This is a genomic window from Streptosporangium sp. NPDC053982 (assembly GCF_055585205.1).
In genome coordinates, this window is sequence record NZ_JBVJKQ010000022.1 from 22,108 (window position 1) to 38,201 (window position 16,094).

At 71.1% G+C, this 16,094-nt stretch carries 15 protein-coding genes; 2 read left to right on the plus strand and 13 right to left on the minus strand.

Translation table 11 applies throughout. The features are described 5' to 3' along the window. Window positions 1-85: 85 nt before the first annotated feature. The 10 genes from ACZ6W9_RS33235 to ACZ6W9_RS33280 all read right to left on the minus strand — a co-directional run bounded on the left by ACZ6W9_RS33235 (window position 86) and on the right by ACZ6W9_RS33280 (window position 9,390). A complete protein-coding gene (locus ACZ6W9_RS33235) occupies window positions 86-1,666 on the minus strand; it encodes an MFS transporter (protein ID WP_470121301.1) in 1,581 nt (526 codons plus the stop codon). Further along, window positions 1,663-2,178: an SRPBCC family protein gene (locus ACZ6W9_RS33240; protein WP_470121303.1), complete on the minus strand. Its 516-nt coding sequence runs from the start codon at window positions 2,176-2,178 to the stop codon at window positions 1,663-1,665. Before ACZ6W9_RS33240 ends, ACZ6W9_RS33235 begins: the two co-directional genes overlap by 4 nt. 530 nt (window positions 2,179-2,708) lie before the next feature. After that, window positions 2,709-3,422 carry a M24 family metallopeptidase gene (locus tag ACZ6W9_RS33245; RefSeq protein WP_389968480.1) on the minus strand — a complete coding sequence of 238 codons (714 nt, stop codon included), beginning with the start codon at window positions 3,420-3,422 and terminating at the stop codon, window positions 2,709-2,711. Next, window positions 3,415-4,188 (minus strand): BtpA/SgcQ family protein, encoded by a 774-nt coding sequence (locus tag ACZ6W9_RS33250; protein WP_389968482.1) that lies wholly within the window; start codon window positions 4,186-4,188, stop codon window positions 3,415-3,417. The genes ACZ6W9_RS33245 and ACZ6W9_RS33250 overlap by 8 nt, the downstream gene beginning before the upstream one ends. A 44-nt stretch (window positions 4,189-4,232) precedes the next feature. Next, window positions 4,233-5,027, minus strand: coding sequence for an energy-coupling factor ABC transporter ATP-binding protein (locus ACZ6W9_RS33255; RefSeq protein WP_389968484.1), 795 nt, complete (start codon window positions 5,025-5,027; stop codon window positions 4,233-4,235). Further along, window positions 5,008-5,883 carry an energy-coupling factor ABC transporter ATP-binding protein gene (locus tag ACZ6W9_RS33260; protein ID WP_389968486.1) on the minus strand — a complete coding sequence of 292 codons (876 nt, stop codon included), beginning with the start codon at window positions 5,881-5,883 and terminating at the stop codon, window positions 5,008-5,010. Before ACZ6W9_RS33260 ends, ACZ6W9_RS33255 begins: the two co-directional genes overlap by 20 nt. Then, on the minus strand, window positions 5,874-6,686 hold the full coding sequence (locus ACZ6W9_RS33265; protein WP_389968488.1) for an energy-coupling factor transporter transmembrane component T: 813 nt from the start codon (window positions 6,684-6,686) through the stop codon (window positions 5,874-5,876). The genes ACZ6W9_RS33260 and ACZ6W9_RS33265 overlap by 10 nt, the downstream gene beginning before the upstream one ends. Further along, on the minus strand, window positions 6,683-7,336 hold the full coding sequence (locus ACZ6W9_RS33270; protein WP_470121306.1) for a hypothetical protein: 654 nt from the start codon (window positions 7,334-7,336) through the stop codon (window positions 6,683-6,685). Before ACZ6W9_RS33270 ends, ACZ6W9_RS33265 begins: the two co-directional genes overlap by 4 nt. A gap of 12 nt (window positions 7,337-7,348) precedes the next feature. Then, window positions 7,349-8,377: a carbohydrate kinase family protein gene (locus ACZ6W9_RS33275; protein WP_470121308.1), complete on the minus strand. Its 1,029-nt coding sequence runs from the start codon at window positions 8,375-8,377 to the stop codon at window positions 7,349-7,351. Further along, the gene (locus ACZ6W9_RS33280; protein ID WP_389968494.1) at window positions 8,374-9,390 is read right to left on the minus strand and encodes a LacI family DNA-binding transcriptional regulator; all 1,017 of its coding nucleotides are present in this window, start codon (window positions 9,388-9,390) and stop codon (window positions 8,374-8,376) included. The genes ACZ6W9_RS33275 and ACZ6W9_RS33280 overlap by 4 nt, the downstream gene beginning before the upstream one ends. A gap of 310 nt (window positions 9,391-9,700) precedes the next feature. On the opposite strand from ACZ6W9_RS33280, the gene ACZ6W9_RS33285 reads away from it, so the two are divergent. After that, entirely contained in the window at window positions 9,701-10,015 is a 315-nt protein-coding gene (locus ACZ6W9_RS33285) for a hypothetical protein (RefSeq protein ID WP_470121310.1), read from the plus strand. Here the strand turns inward: ACZ6W9_RS33285 and ACZ6W9_RS33290 are convergent. Next, window positions 10,003-11,301, minus strand: a complete 1,299-nt coding sequence (locus ACZ6W9_RS33290) for an MFS transporter (RefSeq protein ID WP_470121312.1) — start codon at window positions 11,299-11,301, stop codon at window positions 10,003-10,005. The genes ACZ6W9_RS33285 and ACZ6W9_RS33290 overlap by 13 nt on opposite strands. Beyond that, window positions 11,298-11,786, minus strand: coding sequence for a MarR family winged helix-turn-helix transcriptional regulator (locus tag ACZ6W9_RS33295; protein ID WP_389968500.1), 489 nt, complete (start codon window positions 11,784-11,786; stop codon window positions 11,298-11,300). Before ACZ6W9_RS33295 ends, ACZ6W9_RS33290 begins: the two co-directional genes overlap by 4 nt. A gap of 427 nt (window positions 11,787-12,213) precedes the next feature. On the opposite strand from ACZ6W9_RS33295, the gene ACZ6W9_RS33300 reads away from it, so the two are divergent. Then, on the plus strand, window positions 12,214-15,015 hold the full coding sequence (locus tag ACZ6W9_RS33300; protein ID WP_470121314.1) for a cation-translocating P-type ATPase: 2,802 nt from the start codon (window positions 12,214-12,216) through the stop codon (window positions 15,013-15,015). Window positions 15,016-15,047: 32 nt separating this feature from the next. On the opposite strand, the gene ACZ6W9_RS33305 is transcribed toward ACZ6W9_RS33300, so the two are convergent. Then, window positions 15,048-15,962: an alpha/beta fold hydrolase gene (locus ACZ6W9_RS33305; protein ID WP_389968504.1), complete on the minus strand. Its 915-nt coding sequence runs from the start codon at window positions 15,960-15,962 to the stop codon at window positions 15,048-15,050. Between the last annotated feature and the right edge of the window lie 132 nt (window positions 15,963-16,094).

Sequence of the window (16,094 nt, forward strand, 5' to 3'; positions counted from 1 at the left end):
AGCCCGTCCGGAGAACGCCGGAGCCCCGGGGTCATCAGTGCTCACTGATGACCCCGGGGCTCCGGCGGCCCTTCCCCCGCCGCCCTCACCCGGCCGCGGGCTGGGGCACGGCCGTCCCCTCGGCCGTCGTGCCGGCGGGGTCCGGGTCCGGGGCTCCGCCGCGGCGGAAGGCCAGCGCGGAGACGACCGCCAGGACGGTGAAGACGGCGGCCCCGAGCCAGGCGACGGTGGTCAGCCCACCGGCGAAGGCGGTGCGGGCGCCCTCCAGCAGCTCGGCGCCCGCCGCGGCGGGCAGCCGGCCGGCCGCGGCCACCGCGCCGGCGACGCTCTCGCCCGCGGCGCCGGCGGGGACGCCGCCCGGCAGGGCCTCGGCCAGCCGGTCGCGGTAGACGAACGCCGCCAGGCTGCCCAGGGTGGCGACCCCCAGGGCCACGCCGAGCTCGCCGCTGGCCTCCGACAGCGCGGCCGCCGCACCGGCCTTCTGCGGCGGGGCCGAGCCCAGCATCAGGTTCATCGTCATCGGCATGGGCAGCGCGACGCCGCCGGAGGCCAGGATGAGGCCCGCCACCAGCAGGTACAGCCCGCCGGTGCCGGAGATCTGGGTGTGCAGCACCAGCCCGCACGCCGCCGTGGCCAGCCCGGCCGACATCACGTACGCCGGGCGGATCCTGCGGGCCAGCAGCGGCGCCAGCAGGGAGCCGGCGATCATCGCGATGTTCTGCGGCACCAGCCACAGCCCCGCTTCCAGCGGCGACAGCCCCTCGACGGCCTGCAGGTAGGTGGTGGACATCAGCGTCACCCCGGCCATGACGATCCCGGCCAGCAGCATGACGCCCAGCGCCGTGCTGAAGGAGCGGCTGGACAGCAGGCGCAGGTCCAGCAGCGGGTCGGCCAGGCGCCGCTGGCGGCGGACGAACAACACGGTGAAGACCGCCCCGGTGGCGACGGCCGCGGCGGGCAGCGGCTGCCAGCCGCCGCGGGCCGCCTCCTTGAGGCCGTAGATGACCGGCAGGATCGCCGCCAGTGACAGCGCGACGCTCGTCAGGTCCACCCGGCCGGCGCCGGGGGCGCGGTACTCGGGCAGCAGGCGGGGGCCCGCGGCCAGCAGCAGCGCCATCACCGGGACGGCCGGCAGGAACACCGAGCCCCACCAGAAGTGCTGCAGCATCAGCCCGCCGACCAGCGGGCCCAGGGCCATGCCGCCCATGAAGCAGCTGAACCACACGCTGACCGCCAGCTGCATCTGGCGCGGGTCGGTGAACATGTTCCGGATCAGGGCCATGGTGGAGGGCATCATCGTCGCCCCGGACACGCCCAGCAGGGCGCGGGCGGCGATCAGCATCGCCGGGGTGGTGGAGAAGGCGGCCAGCACCGCGGCGGCCGCGAAGACGACCGCGCCGATCAGGAGCAGCCTGCGGCGGCCGATCCGGTCGCCGAGCGTGCCCATCGTGACCAGGAACCCGGCGAGCATGAACGAGTAGATGTCCAGGATCCACAGCTGCTGGGTGGCGTCGGCCCCCAGCCCGGCGCTCAGGTGCGGCAGGGCCAGGTACAGGATGCTGACGTCCAGCGACAGCAGCAGCGTGGGCAGGGCCAGTACGGCCAGCGCGGTCCACTCCCGGCGCGTGGCCCGCGCTCCGGGCGCGGGGAGGGCGGTGGCGGTCATCGTCCGGTCTCCTGGCCGGCCGGGTGCCCGGCCAGGAGCTCGGCCAGCCGGTCGAAGAACAGCAGCCAGCCGTCGCGGGCGGCGCGGGCGTGCGCGGGGTCGGTGTTGACGCCGGCCTGGTGCATGCTCATCCGGGTGCCACCGGTGACATCGGCGACGCCGCCGAGTTCGACGGTCACCACCGAGGCCGGCGCGCCGTCGCGGTTTCCGGGGTCTCCGGTGGTGAACACCAGCCGGCCGGGGGCGCAGACCTCCAGGTAGCGGCCGCCCAGGGGGTGCTCGCCGCCCTCGGGGGAGAGCAGGCGCACCTGCCAGGCCCCGCCCGGCTCGGCGTGCATCGTGATCTGCTCGGGGACGACGGTGAACTCGCGCGGGCCGAACCATCGGGCGAAGCGCTCCGGCTCGGTCCAGGCGGCGAAGACCGCCTCACGCGGCGCGTCGAAGACACGGGTGATGGTGTACTCGCACCGGCCGTCGGCGCCGGCGTCCGGTGCGGTCGAAGTGGTGGTCATCGCCTCGTCCTTGGTCGGTGTGTCGTGGAGGGGAAGGCCCGCGCGGCCGGGGCGGGCCCGCGGATGTCCCCGGCCGCCCCGTTCTTCCGGGGTGCCTTCACCCTCTCACCGAAAATTTTTCTTGTCAAGAACGTCTCAGTTGTCGGATCTCCCTGTGTCTCCGGGAGCGGCAACGGGGCGCGCCGCACCCTTACGGAAGGACCACCCGCCCTGGTCATCGGCGCGGAGGGCGGATCCGCGGGGCGGCGCGGATGTCGGCCGAAAGCCGGTCGGGGTCGACGGGGGCGGGCTGCGGGGTGCCTGGCCGCCACGGCCGGCCAGGTCCGCAGGTTGCGTCCACGGAGGTGGTGTACGAGTTTCCCCTCGGCGGGAGAACCGTCCACCGGACGCCCCGCCGTTTATCGATCAATGACACTTTCTTTTGAGGACGGGCAGGTCACGACCGCGGGTGCCACCTCACACCGCTTCCGCGACGCGCGGGAGGCCGGGCACGAATCACCCCGATCGCCATGAACGGCGATCCTCGGCGGTCAAAGGGAGATCAGATGACATGCGGTGTTTCCGAACCAGATGACGTCTTCCCGCTTGGCCCCGTAGAGGTGGTTGCCGATGAACGGTTCCACGGCCCACGCCCCCCGCATCACGCTCGTGTTCCATGCATCGATGTAACCGTCGCCGTACGAGGTGCCGACGCCGAGCGAGTGGCCGATGTTCGACAGCCGATCCAGCAGGAGATAAGGCGTCTCGGCGAGCTCATGCCGGAACACCTCGAAGAGGTCGCAGGCGCGCATGCCCGGTGTGGCGGCGGCCAGCACCGTCCGGTGGATCTTCTCTACCGCTTGGAGCGCTGATCGCTGGGCGGGGTTCGCGCCGTGCTGGAATGTGCGGGTGCAGTCTCCCCACCCGCCGCTTGATGTGACCGGGTGGACGTCGACGATACCGATGTCGAGGTTCCAAAGAACCCGGTCGCCAGGAGTGTCGGTGGGAAAGCAGCTCAGTGTTCCGGCGCCGAAGCCGACGGTCGTGGGGCTCCAGACACCTGTGGCGCCCAGATCCCGGAGGATCTCCCCCGCGCGGGTGTGCACCACCGCTTCCGACTCGCCCGGCCGCGCGGACGCGGCGATGGCCTGGGCCGCGCGGATGGCCAGAAGCTGGGCTTCGACCAGCTCATCAGGAGGGAGGTCGGGGAGCCCTCGTCCTCCGGCGCCGCTGGAAGTCTTTGCTCGGCCGATGCGGTCAGGCATCGTTCGCCACCCGCGTCAGCGAACGCCGGGGGCGCACATCCCGGATCGCACGGACGAACTCGCGGACATGGCCGCGGTCGACGTGGCCTGTGTCGGTGTACGTGTCCTTGAGATAGCTCCCGACGATGACCGCGTCCGCGTGGACGAGCTGAGCCCTGCAGTTCATCGGTGTGACGCCGGCCCCGACGACGAGAGGGAAGCCGTGGCCGAGACGATGGCGGAACTCCTCGATCTTGTCCGGCGGGGTTTCCATCCCGGTGCCGTCGCCGGTCACGACGACTGCGTCACATCGCGACGCGGCCAGAGCGAGGTCCTCCTCGAGGGACCGGCCCGACAGGTACGGCTGGTACTTGAAACGGACGCCGCCGAGCACGTGACTTGTCGTCTTCGCCCGCTCGTCGTCGAGGCGCGACGCGAAGGCTGAGTCGTCGCCCGGGGCCAGGTGCCCGGCCACCGAGTCCATCTGGATGAAGAGCGCGTGGAAGTCACGCGCCATCTCGAACGCCGTCCAGTCCTGGCCCAGGATGTTGATGCCGAAGCGAATCTCGGGCGCGGTGTCGGTGAGGTAGCCGCACACGCCGGCCACGTCATCGACGCTGCCGAAGTAGTTCTCGACGATCACCGCGTCCACGCCTTCGGACCACAGGACGTCGATCTCTCGTTTGGCGATCTCGAGCTTCCGTGCCGGGGTGTCGCCCGTCAGGTGGAGCATGGCGAAGATAGGGGTCTGGGTGGTGAACTCGTCGAGGAAGGTGCGCTGTCGCATCCGGGAGATCTCCTAGGGGTGTGCCGTCTGGTGGTCATGGGTGGTCAGGGGATCAGGGGAAGCACGTCGGCGATCCGGGTGGCCCGGTCGGTCAGATTGAGGTTGCGGGCGAGTTGAGCCACTTCCAGGCGCTGAAGCCGCGCACGAGCCAGCACGTCGTCGTCGGCGAACACGTCGTCGGCGGACCCATCGGCGATGACGGTCCCGTTGGCCATGGCCACGACGCGGGGGAAGGCATCGGCGACGAAGCGCATGTCGTGTGTGATGGTCACGACTGCGATGCCCTCGCTCTGCAGCCGATCCATCATCGCCAGTAGCTGTCGTGTCCCCGGCCGGTCGAGTCCCGCCGTCGGTTCGTCGAGGATCACGTAGTCGCACGTCCCCACCAAGATGGCCGCGATGGCGACGAACTTCTTGATAGGGAAGGGCAGATCATTGGGATTGCTGCCGAAATAGCGATCGATCCCCGCGATCTCGGACGCTCGCGTCACCCGCTCCGCGGTGAAGGCGGCGTCCCAGCGCAGGTAGCGCGGCATCAACGTGAGTTCGGCCTCGACATCGCTGGCGAAGACCTGGTCGTTGGGGTTCTGGAAGACATAGCCGACATGCCTGGCGATCTGAGCCGTCGTCCTCGTCGCGGTCGGCAGCCCGTCCACGGTGATGGTCCCGCGGGTCGGTTTGAGCAAGCCGTTCATGAGTTTGACCGTGGTGGTCTTTCCGGCGCCGTTCTGGCCGACGATCGCCAGACGTTCACCTCGGTCGACGGTGAGGTTGACGCTCTTCACCGCCGGGGTGCCGTCGGGGTAGGCGTAGTGGACGTCATGCAGTGTGATGGGCATGGATCTGGGCGTCTCTCATCCTCGCGGCGACTGCGGCCTCCGCTTCCCGGCGTGTGATCGGTGTACTCCCAAGGCCTCTGCCTGCCGCCTCCAAGGCGAAGGCGAGGTCGGTCACCTCGGGGCGCGGGACATCCGCGGCATCCATCGCGGACGAGGCGAGCACCTGTGGTGTGGGGCCTTCGGCGAGAACCCTCCCGGAGCGCATGACGACGAGCCTGTCGGCGAACTGAGCCATCAGGTCCATCTTGTGCTCGACGAGCACGACCGACTTCCCGCGGGCTTTGAGGTCGGCGATGATCTCGAAGACCGCATGCGATGACTGCGGGTCCAGCTGGGACGTCGGCTCGTCGATGACGAGCACGTCGGGGTCCATGGCGATGATCGATGCGAAGGCGACCTTTTGACGCTGCCCGCCCGACAGCTCATTAGGGTTCTTCCGGAAGAGGGCGGTGATGCCCATCTGCTCACCGACGGATGTGACGCGGTCGAGCATGTCGCTGCGGCTGATGCCCAGGTTCTCGAGTCCGAAGGCGATCTCCTCGAAGACCGTGTCCTTGATGCCGCTGATCTGTGTGAAGGGGTTGTCGAAGACGCACCCGATGGCGGTGGCGAGTTCGGTGGAGTTCCAGTCGCTCAGGTCCTTGCCGAGGATCTCCACCTTTCCCTCAAGCCTGCCCTGGTGGAAGTACGGGATGATGCCGCGCAACAGGCCGCACAGGGTGCTCTTCCCGCTGCCGTTGACTCCGACGACTCCGTAGAGCTGACCGCGCTCGAGTTTCAGTGTGATGCCCTCAAGAGCCGGCTTGTCGGCGTACGCGTATGTGAACGTGACGTCTTGGAGGTTGGCTAGGTCCACAGGAGTCGCGCTCCGATCACTGCTAGACACGTGGCGGCCATGAGCGCCGTCGCGGCCCGCTCCCAAGCAGAGACCGGCCTCAGCTGAAGGACACGGGTGTGCGGAATGCCTGAGTTGAAGGCGCGTGCGTCGAGCGCGATGGCCCGTTCCTCCGTCTGGCTGAGGGCGGTGATGAACACCGGTGCCAGGACGGGAACGAATGCCTTGGCGCGCACCCAGAGGTTGCCTTCCGTCTCGATGCCCCGGGATTTCTGCGCGTCCATCACCACGCGAGCGCTGCGACCTAGATCGGTGATGGCCTGGAAGGATGCGAGCAGGATGTAGGTCGCCTGTGGCGGCATTCCTCTCGACTCCAGGGCCAGCATGAACGTCTTCATCGAGACGAGGACGAAGTACAGGGTCAACGCCCCGCACACCGTCATCACGGCCAGGGCGAAGTTCGTGCCCTCGCGGACTCCCTCCCAGGTCGGGGCCAGCGGTCCCAGCTCGAAGAGCACCCGGTCGCCGTCAGCGAATGCCGCACGGAGCACGAAGAGCACCAGGCCCACCCCCACCATGAGTTTCGCGTAGAGCTTGGTGAAGGGGCCGCCCATCCCTGCGACCACGGCGATACCGAGAAACGCCGCGCACCCGGACACCAGGCCGAAGGGACGGGGTGTCGCCAGGGCCAGAAGGCCGATGGACGCGAGCACCACGGCCAGGTTCAACGGGTGCATGTCCCGTACCCGGTTTCCGTGTGAGACCACGAAGTCGAAGGTCTCGACCGAAGTGGTGTTGGTGCCTGCCGGCGATGGGGTGCTCACATCCGTCCGCCGCCAGTCGGCCGCGAGGCGGCGAAGACCGGTGCCGATGTGACGCCCTTGGCTCGCAGGTACACCCCGCCAAGGGGCAGCTTCGCGAAGATGCGCTGGGGGATGCCCCTGATGATCATGTAGACCACCAGCATCGTGGGCACCTTGTCGAGGAAGTCCATGGGCACTTGGGCCACGAAGTTCGCCGTCGTGACGTCCAGCCCGGCGGTCATGAGCACCCCGACCACGAGGGCTCCGCCGCCCACGGCAAGGCCGCCGAAGGCCCACAGGGTGAGCAGTGCCCCGAGGAAGCCTCCGATGAGCGCGAAGGGGATCGCGCTCGCCAGAGCCTTCCACAGCACGGTGAAGACGCCTCGTCGCCCAAGCCATCCGGCCAGCAGACCGAACATGACGCTGAGGACGCCGAAGGCCAGTGTGGGTGGCGAGGTGATGGAGTTGATTCCGTTGGAGACGAGACCGACGAAGGCTCCGGGGATGCCTCCGCACAGCGCCCCTACCAGGACCGTACCGATGCTGTCGAGGTACACGGGCAGCTTCAACAGGAGCGCGAGCTGGCCGCCCACGAAGTTGATGGCGATCCCGATGGGAATCATGAAGATGGTCAGCCGCCCGTAACGGGAGAAGAAGGAAGTTCTCGACATTAAATTCCTCTGTCATGTGTTCGAGGGTTGGTGGACCGTTGAGAGGCGGCCGCTGCGTGCCATGAAGTCGCGGACCGTCGCTTCGTCGAGCATTCCTCCGCGAGCCCCGACCTTTCCGACGGACAGGGCTGCAGCGGCGTTGGCGAACTCCGCTGCGTACCGGAGGTCGTCCGAAACGAGGTAGGAGTAAAGGAAGGAACTGGTGAAGGTGTCTCCGGCACCGGTCACATCGACGACATCGACCTTGTGGCCGGCGACGTTGAACTGTCCGTGCCCGCCGAAGACCCTGCACCCCTCGCTGTCGTCGGTGACGACGACGGCGAGGGCGCCACGGTCGAGCAGGGCATGAATGCTTTGACCGCACTCCGCGAATCGCCGGTAGCCGATCGCGTTCATGAATACGATGTCGCAGTGGTCGATCAGGGGCGACGGATGGTTCTCGAGGTTGTAGACGTCGAGGTCCATGACGATCTTCGTTCCGCCCGCCCGGACGGCGGCGAGGACTTCGCTTGCCCCTCGCTCCCCCATCCGGAAAGGCGTCGCATCGGTCACCGTCGTGACCAAGTAGGCGGCCCCGGCCATGTGTTCGAACGCTGCCGGCGTGATCTCGGTGCGCGTAATGCCGAGGGTGGGGATCAGAACTATGTGCTGGTCGTCCGCCAGCAGAATGATGCACCGCGAGTCGGGCACCTCATCGTCGAGGATGACATGGCGGGTGTCCAGCCCCACCGCCTCCAGCTGAGCGAGCAACCGCCGGGTCAGTTCGCCTGGGTTCAGCTGGGACATGAAGGAGGTGCGCACGCCATAGTTGGCGAAGATCGCCGCGGAGTTGGCGACCATGCCGCCGAACTGTGGTTCCAGAGGGCGGACTATGACCTTGTCGCCAGCGACCGGGAAATGTGGTGTCCGATAGTACTCGTCCATGGCGACGTCACCGAAGAACACCGCATAGCGCGCATCCTCATAAGAATGTCCGGGCCGTTCATCCGTTCCGATCTGCGGTGCGCGGCGGCCTCGCCCGTCCTGGTCGGGCGTACTCATCGCCGACCCGCTTTCACCGGGCCGGTCGAGTCCCGCACCACGAGTTCGACGGGCAGCTTGAGCTGTTGGCCGTCGAGTTCCTCCAGGCCTTCCAGGGCGTCGATCAAAGCATCTGTGGAGACCTGCCCGAGGGCCGGGACGTCCTGGCGCACCGTCGTCAAAGACGGGAAGCAGTACTCCGCCGCCATGACGTCGTCGAAGCCGACGACTGAAACGTCCTCCGGCACCCGTATGCCGGCCCGCCTCAGCTCGTGCAACGCGCCTATCGCCATCAAGTCGTTGACCGCGAACAGTGCAGTGATGTCACCGCTTCGCAGCGAGCGGGCGTAGGGTGCCACGGCAAGCGCGCCGCTGGCCTCCGTGAACTGCCCCCATGCCGTGGCGGCAACCGTGCCCCCGCCCTCCTCCCAGCACCGTTGATACGCGGCGACACGGCGCGTGCTCGAAAACGGCTCTCCCTCGGCGCCCAAGATCAGGACCCTGCGGTGTCCCAGCTCCAGAAGGTGCTCGGCCACCAGACGGCCGCCTGCCTCGTTGTCCGAGATCACGGACTTGAGCCTGGTTCCCTCGATCTCCTCGTCAACGAAGACCAGCGGCATCGCTCCGAGTAGATCCGACAGTTCCTGGTCCGTCGGAGGGGCGCCCGCCGCGTACACGATCCCGTCGACGGCGCGCGAGTGGACCATCTGGAGGTAGGTCAGCTCGCGCTTCGAGTCGAACCCTGTGGTGCACAGGATGACGTTGTAACCGCGCCGCACCGCCGCCGCCTCGACACCATGGGCCAACTCGGCGAAGTAGCCGATAGAGATGTCCGGAACCACCAGGGCGATCACTCGTGTCACACCCATGGCAAGGCTCTGCGCCGAGCGACTCGGCACATAGCCGAGTTCGGCCATGGCTGCGGCGACGCGTTCCTTGACGGCGAGACTGACCTTCCGCTTGCCGCTCAGCGCATGCGACACCGTCGTGGGGCTGACCCCTGCGCGTGCCGCAACCTCTGCGATCGAAGCCAACTCACGGTCCTTTCAGTCAGGCACAAGGTTTGCAAAGCGCTTTGGCAAAGCGTTTTGGCAGACGGTAGTCGTCTCGGGCGACTCTTGGCAAGAGCCCTCGGCCGGAAGATGCCGGGGGGTGCCAGCGCCCTGTTCAGGCAGTTCATCGGCGGAGAGGGCGGTCTGCGGGTTTCCGGCGGCTTGCCGTCGCCAAGACCGTCCGGACCCGTGTTGCGCCTCGCACGCCGGGTGGATCATCCGCACCGGGCCGCTGAACGACGAGGCTCGTCCGCGCGAGGCCGTCCGGGACGCCCAGCTTCCGGTCTCGCAGGTGTCGCCGGCGCTCGGCGCCTACGGGGCCGGATCGGTCCCGGTCGCGGTCGTGCTGCCGCGTGTGCTGTCCCGCGTCCCGCACCGGGCGGCGATGGTCGCCGGCGCGTTCGCACTCGTGCCGGTCTTCGTCCCGCTGGCCGCGGGGGCGGGGATGACGGTGACCGCGACGGTGACGGGCGGGCCGGCGCCGGCGGCCGCGATCACCGCGCTGCGGGGTGCGGGTCCCGGTCCGGCGGCCCGCCGGACCGGGAGACGCCGCGCACCGAACCCGGCTCGCCGGGTGTCAAGGCCCAGGACGGATCAGGACGCCTGACCGGCGGCCGTCGCGCCGACGGCTTCGGGGGCGGCAGGCCGCCCGGCGGCGGACGGCGTGCGGTAGGCCCGCAGGGGGGCGTTGGCCGCGGCCACGGCGGCGACCGCCAGGAAGGCGGACAGTCCGCCGAAGACCAGGGAGAAGGGGGCGGAGGTGACCGACGCCAGCAGGCCGCCGCGGAAGTTGCCGAGCTCGGGGCCCGCGACACCGATGACGTGTTCCACCGAGGAGACCCGCCCCCGGTACGCGTCCGGGGTCTCCATCTGGACCAGGGCGCCACGGGTGACGACGGACACGGTGTCGGCGGCGCCCGCCACGGCCAGGCAGCCGAGCGCCAGCCACAACGGCCCCGCCAGGCCGAAGCAGGCCAGCGCCAGGCCCCAGACGCCGGCCGCGGACAGCTGCACCAGGCCGCCACGGCGCCAGCGCGTCACCGTGCCGGAGAGCAGACCGGCCGTGATCCCCCCGACCGCGACGGCCGAGAGGAACAGGCCGAGGGTCCGCGGGTTGCCCCCGAAGCGGATCTCGTTGACCAGCGGGAAGAGCGCGACGGGCATGGCGAGCAGTGTCGCGGCCAGGTCGGTGGCCATCGAGCCCCACAGCGTCGGGCGGCGCAGGACGATCCGCCGGCCGCCGCGCTCGGGCCGGCGCCTGCCGCCTGCCGCGCCGGCGCCTTCGGGCCGCATGGCGGGCAGGCGGATCACCGCGAGCATCGAGACCGCCGTGGCCACGGCCTGGGCGGCGTACGCGGCGGGGAGGTCCCAGCGGGCGATGATCAGCCCGGCCGTCGCGGGCCCGGCCAGCATCGCCGCCTGGAAGGAGACGTTGGTCAGCGCGAGACCGCCCGCCACCTGGTCGTCCGGCAGCAGCCGGACCGGGAGGGCGCGCCGGGCGGGAGCGCCGAGGGCGCTGCAGCCCGTCCCCACGGCGACCAGGGCGAGCAGCAGCACCACGTTCCGGTTGCCCGCCAGGGCCTGGGCGCACAGCCCGGCGGCGGCCAGCAGCTGGCCCGCGGTGGTGGCCCGCACCACCGCACGGCGGTCGACGGCGTCGGCCAGCGTGCCGCCGAGCAGCCCGAACAGCACCATCGGCAGGCCGGTGGCCAGCCCGATGGCGCCGGTGCCCACCGGGCTGCCGGTCAGGTCCCAGACCTGCGCCAGCACCGCCACGGTGGCCATCTGCCCGCCGAGCTGGGATGCCGCGGTGCCGATCCACAGGTCGCGGAACGGCCGGCTGCCGCGCAGGGGGCGGGTGTCGAGGAACCGGAGACGGATCCGCCCCCTCATCGCGGCGGCTCGACGAGATGGTGGAGGATCCGCCGCCGCATCGGCCGTCGCTCCAGCGCCCGCCGTACCTCCTCGACGACGGCGGTCATCGGGTACGGGATCTCGCGGTCCAGTTCGGCGACCGTCGCGTGGGTGGCGCGCCACTCCGCCTCCAGGAACGGCACCAGCGATCGGCCTCGCTCGGTCAGGTCGATCCGCCGGGTGCGGGCGTCGGGGCCCGGCTCGGAGGTGACCAGCCCCTCCTTGCGCATGGCGGCGACGGTCTGGCTGATCGCGGAGTGCGAGCGGTTCAGGGACTGCGCGAGCTCGCGGATGGTCAGGGGCCCGGTGTGGGCGAGCCTGATCAGCGGATAGGCGAACCGGGGCCGTACCCCCTCGATGCCACGCTCGACGTAGACCTGCTCGATCTCGGCGTCCATGGCCGCCAGAAGCTCGTGCAGTGCGTGCCAGGGATCGGGGAGCGCCGTGGGGTCCAAAGATGTCACAGCGCTAATATAACAGCGCTGCGATAAATTGGGCCCGCGATCGGCCGCGAGCCGGCCGGGCCCTACTCCGCGACGAGCCTCCGCAGGAGGTCGCGCAGGGATTCCTGCGAGGGCTCGCAGGCCATCCTGCCGGCCAGCTCGCGCGGTGATCGGGTCGGACGGCTCCCGGAGCGCGACGACCTGGGTGGCGGTGAGGCCCAGCTCCTCGGCGACACGGCGCGCGTGACCGTCGAACCTCCGCGCGAACCGGCGGGCCGGAGGTCGCACTCATCGGGGGACGACCTCGCCCCGCCCTCCCCGATGGCCTGGGCGCCTGGGACGCGGCGGGGACTTTGGCCCCTGCCGCCGCACCCGTAAGGCCCCTACCGCCGCCGTCCCGCCGGTCGGCACAATCGGCGCAGACCACCGAATCCGGGGGGATGGCCACATGCTCGTGCAGGCGACCGGGTCCGCGGAGCAGGCCGCGGCGGACGGGCTGGACGTCGCCGACGCCGCGGCCCTGCCGGTGCGGCGGGTGCGCGACCTGCTGCGCACCGGCGACGACGGCCTCGGCGCCGCCGAGGCCCGCGACCGCCTGGCCCGGGCCGGGCCGAACGCGGTGCGCACCCACCGGGCCCGCCGCACGGCCGTCCTGCTGCGTCAGCTGCGCTCACCGCTGCTGATCCTGCTCGCCCTGACCGCGGCCGCGTCGTTCTTCCTCGGCGAACCCGCCGACGCCCTCATCATCGGGGTGATCCTGACCGCGTCGGTGGGGCTGGGCTTCGCCAACGAGTACCGCGCCGAGAAGGCCGCCGAGACGCTGCACGCGCAGATCCGCCACCGCTGCACCGTCTGGCGCGACGGCCACCCCCGCCTCGCCGAGGTGACCGAACTGGTCCCGGGCGACCTGGTGGAGATCCGGCTGGGCGAGGTGGTCCCGGCCGACCTGCGGCTGGTCACCGTCACCGGCCTGGAGTGCGAGGAGTCGGCCCTGACCGGCGAGTCGCTGCCGGTGGCCAAGTCCACCGGCCCCCTCCCGCCCGGAACGGCGCCGGCCGAGCTGACCTGCTGCGCGCTGATGGGCACCGTGGTGCACGCCGGCTCGGGCACCGGCCTGGTCGTGGCCACCGGCGGCCGGACCCGCTTCGGCCGCATCGCCCTGGAACTGGGCCACGCCCACCCCGAGACCGCCTTCCAGGCGGGGCTGCGCCGGTTCTCCATGCTGCTGGTCCGCGTCGCCGCCGCGCTCACCGCGGTGATCTTCATCGTGAACGTGGCGCTGCACCGGCCCGTCATCGACGCCCTGCTGTTCTCCCTGGCGATCGCGGTCGGCATCTCCCCGCAGCTGCTGCCGGCCGTCGTCACCACCGGCCTGGCCGCCGGCGCCTCCCGGCTGGCCCGCTGCAAGGTCCTGGTCAAACGCCTGGTGTGCATCGAGGACCTGGGTGACATCGAGGTGCTGTTCACCGACAAGACCGGCACCCTCACCGAGGGCCGTCTCAGCTTCATGCGCGCCCTGGGCCCCGACGGCCGCCCCGCCACCGGTCCGCTGGAGCTGGGCCTGCTGTGCAACGAGGCCGTCGTCGACTCGCCGGACTCCCCCGCCTCCCCCGGCTCCTCCTCGGCCCCTCCGGCCCCCGCCGGGCTCGCCGGCTCCGGCGGTACGGCAGGCCCCGCCGGGCCCGGCGCGGACGTCGCGGGCGGCAACCCCCTGGACGCCGCGCTGTGGCGCTCCCCGGCCGCCGCGCCCGCCCGCGCCCGCCTGGCCGGCCACCGCCGCCTGGCCACCCTGCCGTTCGACCACCGGCGCCGCACCGCCTCGGTCCTGATCGAACACGACGGCCACCGTACGGTCATCACCAAGGGGGCGCCGGAGGCGGTGCTGCGCCGCTGCGCCCCCATCGGCGAGCAGGCCCGCGCCGCACTGGAGGCGGAGTTCACCGCCGGCAACCGCGTCGTCGCGGTCGCCGTCCGCGACGCGCCCGCCGCCACCGCCCTGACCCCCGCCGACGAACGCGACCTGACCTTCGCCGGGCTGCTGGTGTTCCTCGACCCGCCCAAGGCCGACGCCGGCCAGGCCCTGCGGCGCCTGGCCGGCCTCGGCGTCACCGTCAAGGTCCTCACCGGCGACAACCCCGTCGTGGCCGCCAAGGTCTGCGCCGACCTGGGCCTCGCGGCCGGGCCGGTGCTGACCGGCGCCGACGTCGACGCCGCCGGCGACGCCCGCCTGGCCGCCCTGATCACGCAGACGACCGTCTTCGCCCGCGTCAGCCCCGAGCACAAGTCCCGCATCGTGCGCCTGGCCCGCGGCGGCGGCCTGGACGTGGCCTTCCTCGGCGACGGCGTCAACGACGCCGCCGCCCTGCACGCCGCCGACGTCGGCATCTCCGTCGACTCCGCCACCGACGTCGCCAAAGACGCCGCCGACGTGCTGCTCCTGGAAAAAGACCTGGGAATCCTGGCCGACGGCGTGCTGCAGGGCCGCCGCATCTTCGCCAACACCATGAAGTACGTCCTGATGGGCACCTCCAGCAACTTCGGCAACATGTTCAGCGCCGCCGCCGCCTCGCTGCTGCTGGGCTTCCTGCCGATGCTGCCCTCGCAGATCCTGCTCAACAACCTGCTGTACGACACCAGCCAGCTGGCCATCCCCACCGACGACGTCGACGCCGAGCAGCTGGAGCGGCCCGCCCGCTGGGACGTGCCGCTGATCCGGCGTTTCATGCTGTTCTTCGGCCCGATCAGCTCGATCTTCGACGCCGTCACCTTCACCGTGATGCTGGGCCTCTTCCACGCCGGCCCCCCGCTGTTCCGCACCGGCTGGTTCGTGGAGTCCCTCGCCACCCAGACTTTGGTGATCTTCGCCGTCCGGACCCGCCGCGTCCCGTTCTTCCGCAGCCACCCCAGCGTGCCGCTGCTGCTGGCCGCCCTGGGCGTGGTGACCGCCGGGGCGCTGCTGCCGGCGACCCCGCTGGCCGCCTTCCTGGGATTCCAGCCGTTGCCGGGGCCGTTCTTCCTGGCCCTGGCCCTAATGACGGCCGCCTACCTGACGCTCATCGAGCTGGCCAAACGCCGCTTCTACCGCACGGCGCCGGCGGCGCCCGCCGGGCGCCGCCGCGTCCCCGGCCACCGCGTCCACCGCCGTGCCAGCCGCTTCAGCACCGCCGCCCTCCCGCCCCGCCGCGTCCCTCCACGGGCCACCCCGGCCGCTTCGGCCCCGCCGGATCCCTCACCGAGGCCGGCGGCCTGAGGCGTCACGGCCGACCGGCCCGGACCGGCCGATCACTCACCGTCCGCCCGGCGTGCGGCCTGCGCGGTGACGCGTTCGACGGCCTGGACGGCGACATCGGGCCGGTCGAGGTAGATGTGGTGGCCGCTGCCGGTGGCCGTGCTCAGCGTGGCGGCGCCCGACAGCGCGAGCCACCCGCGCTGGCCCGCGGCCCACGCCTTCTCCAGGCGCGGCCCGTATCCGGGAACGGCCGCGAGGTACCGCTTCCCGTGCTGGATCACCTCCACCGGGATGTTCCCGGCGGAACGGACCTTCCCATCGCTGATGACGAGCCTCTCCGGGTTCTCTCCCTTGAACACCGCGAGGGTCTGCGCGCGCAGCTCGGCCGCCGGACCGGTGGCGGAAGCGGGGATCGCCTTCGTGATGTCCTCCACCATGGTGGAAGGGGTGGCGTCCATCAGGACCAGCCCCTTGACCCTGTCGCCGTGGCCGGGGGCGTACCGGGCGGCGATCAGCCCGCCCAGCGAGTGGCCCGCCAGGACGACCGGCCGGTCACCGGCGACACGGCCGATCACCCCGGTCAGGGTCTCACCGACGCCGGAGAGGTCCTGCGGGCCCTGCGGCCGGTCGCTCGCGCCCGAGCCCAGCCGGTCGTAGGAACAGACCCGGTTGTGCTCGCTCAGCGTCTTCTGGAGCGCGGCCATCTTGCCCAGGCCGTCGCCCGCCCCGAGCAGCAGGATGACGACCGGGCCGTCTTCCTCCGGGTCACCCGAACAGGACACGTTCACCGACCGGCCCCCGACAGTGATCCTCTCGGGCCCGGAGACCGGGGCGGGACCGGCCGTCCGCGTGGCGGAGGCGAGGGGATCCCAGTTCTCCAGCTCCTCACCGTCGCAGCCGGCGGCCCCCACGCCGAGCACGACGCAGCCCAGCACGGCCGCAACGGATGACTTGGTCCTGCACAGCATGAGGTCCTCCAGTGAAGGGGGTCGACGCCGGGACGGCGCACACGCACGGCGGTACGGCGGCGAAAGCGGACGCGACGCCGTGGCCGTGCCGCAACGCTAGGGATCCGGCGGCCCGGAGTCGTCCCCGCGCGG

What these genes read in the sequence shown, in the direction of transcription:
- ACZ6W9_RS33235 (WP_470121301.1), bottom strand. Translation starts at nt 1,666, where the DNA reads ATGACCGCCACCGCCCTCCCCGCGCCCGGAGCGCGGGCCACGCGCCGG.
- ACZ6W9_RS33240 (WP_470121303.1), bottom strand. Translation starts at nt 2,178, where the DNA reads ATGACCACCACTTCGACCGCACCGGACGCCGGCGCCGACGGCCGGTGC.
- ACZ6W9_RS33245 (WP_389968480.1), bottom strand. Translation starts at nt 3,422, where the DNA reads ATGCCTGACCGCATCGGCCGAGCAAAGACTTCCAGCGGCGCCGGAGGA.
- ACZ6W9_RS33250 (WP_389968482.1), bottom strand. Translation starts at nt 4,188, where the DNA reads ATGCGACAGCGCACCTTCCTCGACGAGTTCACCACCCAGACCCCTATC.
- ACZ6W9_RS33255 (WP_389968484.1), bottom strand. Translation starts at nt 5,027, where the DNA reads ATGCCCATCACACTGCATGACGTCCACTACGCCTACCCCGACGGCACC.
- ACZ6W9_RS33270 (WP_470121306.1), bottom strand. Translation starts at nt 7,336, where the DNA reads ATGTCGAGAACTTCCTTCTTCTCCCGTTACGGGCGGCTGACCATCTTC.
- ACZ6W9_RS33275 (WP_470121308.1), bottom strand. Translation starts at nt 8,377, where the DNA reads ATGAGTACGCCCGACCAGGACGGGCGAGGCCGCCGCGCACCGCAGATC.
- ACZ6W9_RS33290 (WP_470121312.1), bottom strand. Translation starts at nt 11,301, where the DNA reads ATGAGGGGGCGGATCCGTCTCCGGTTCCTCGACACCCGCCCCCTGCGC.
- ACZ6W9_RS33300 (WP_470121314.1), top strand. Translation starts at nt 12,214, where the DNA reads ATGCTCGTGCAGGCGACCGGGTCCGCGGAGCAGGCCGCGGCGGACGGG.
- ACZ6W9_RS33305 (WP_389968504.1), bottom strand. Translation starts at nt 15,962, where the DNA reads ATGCTGTGCAGGACCAAGTCATCCGTTGCGGCCGTGCTGGGCTGCGTC.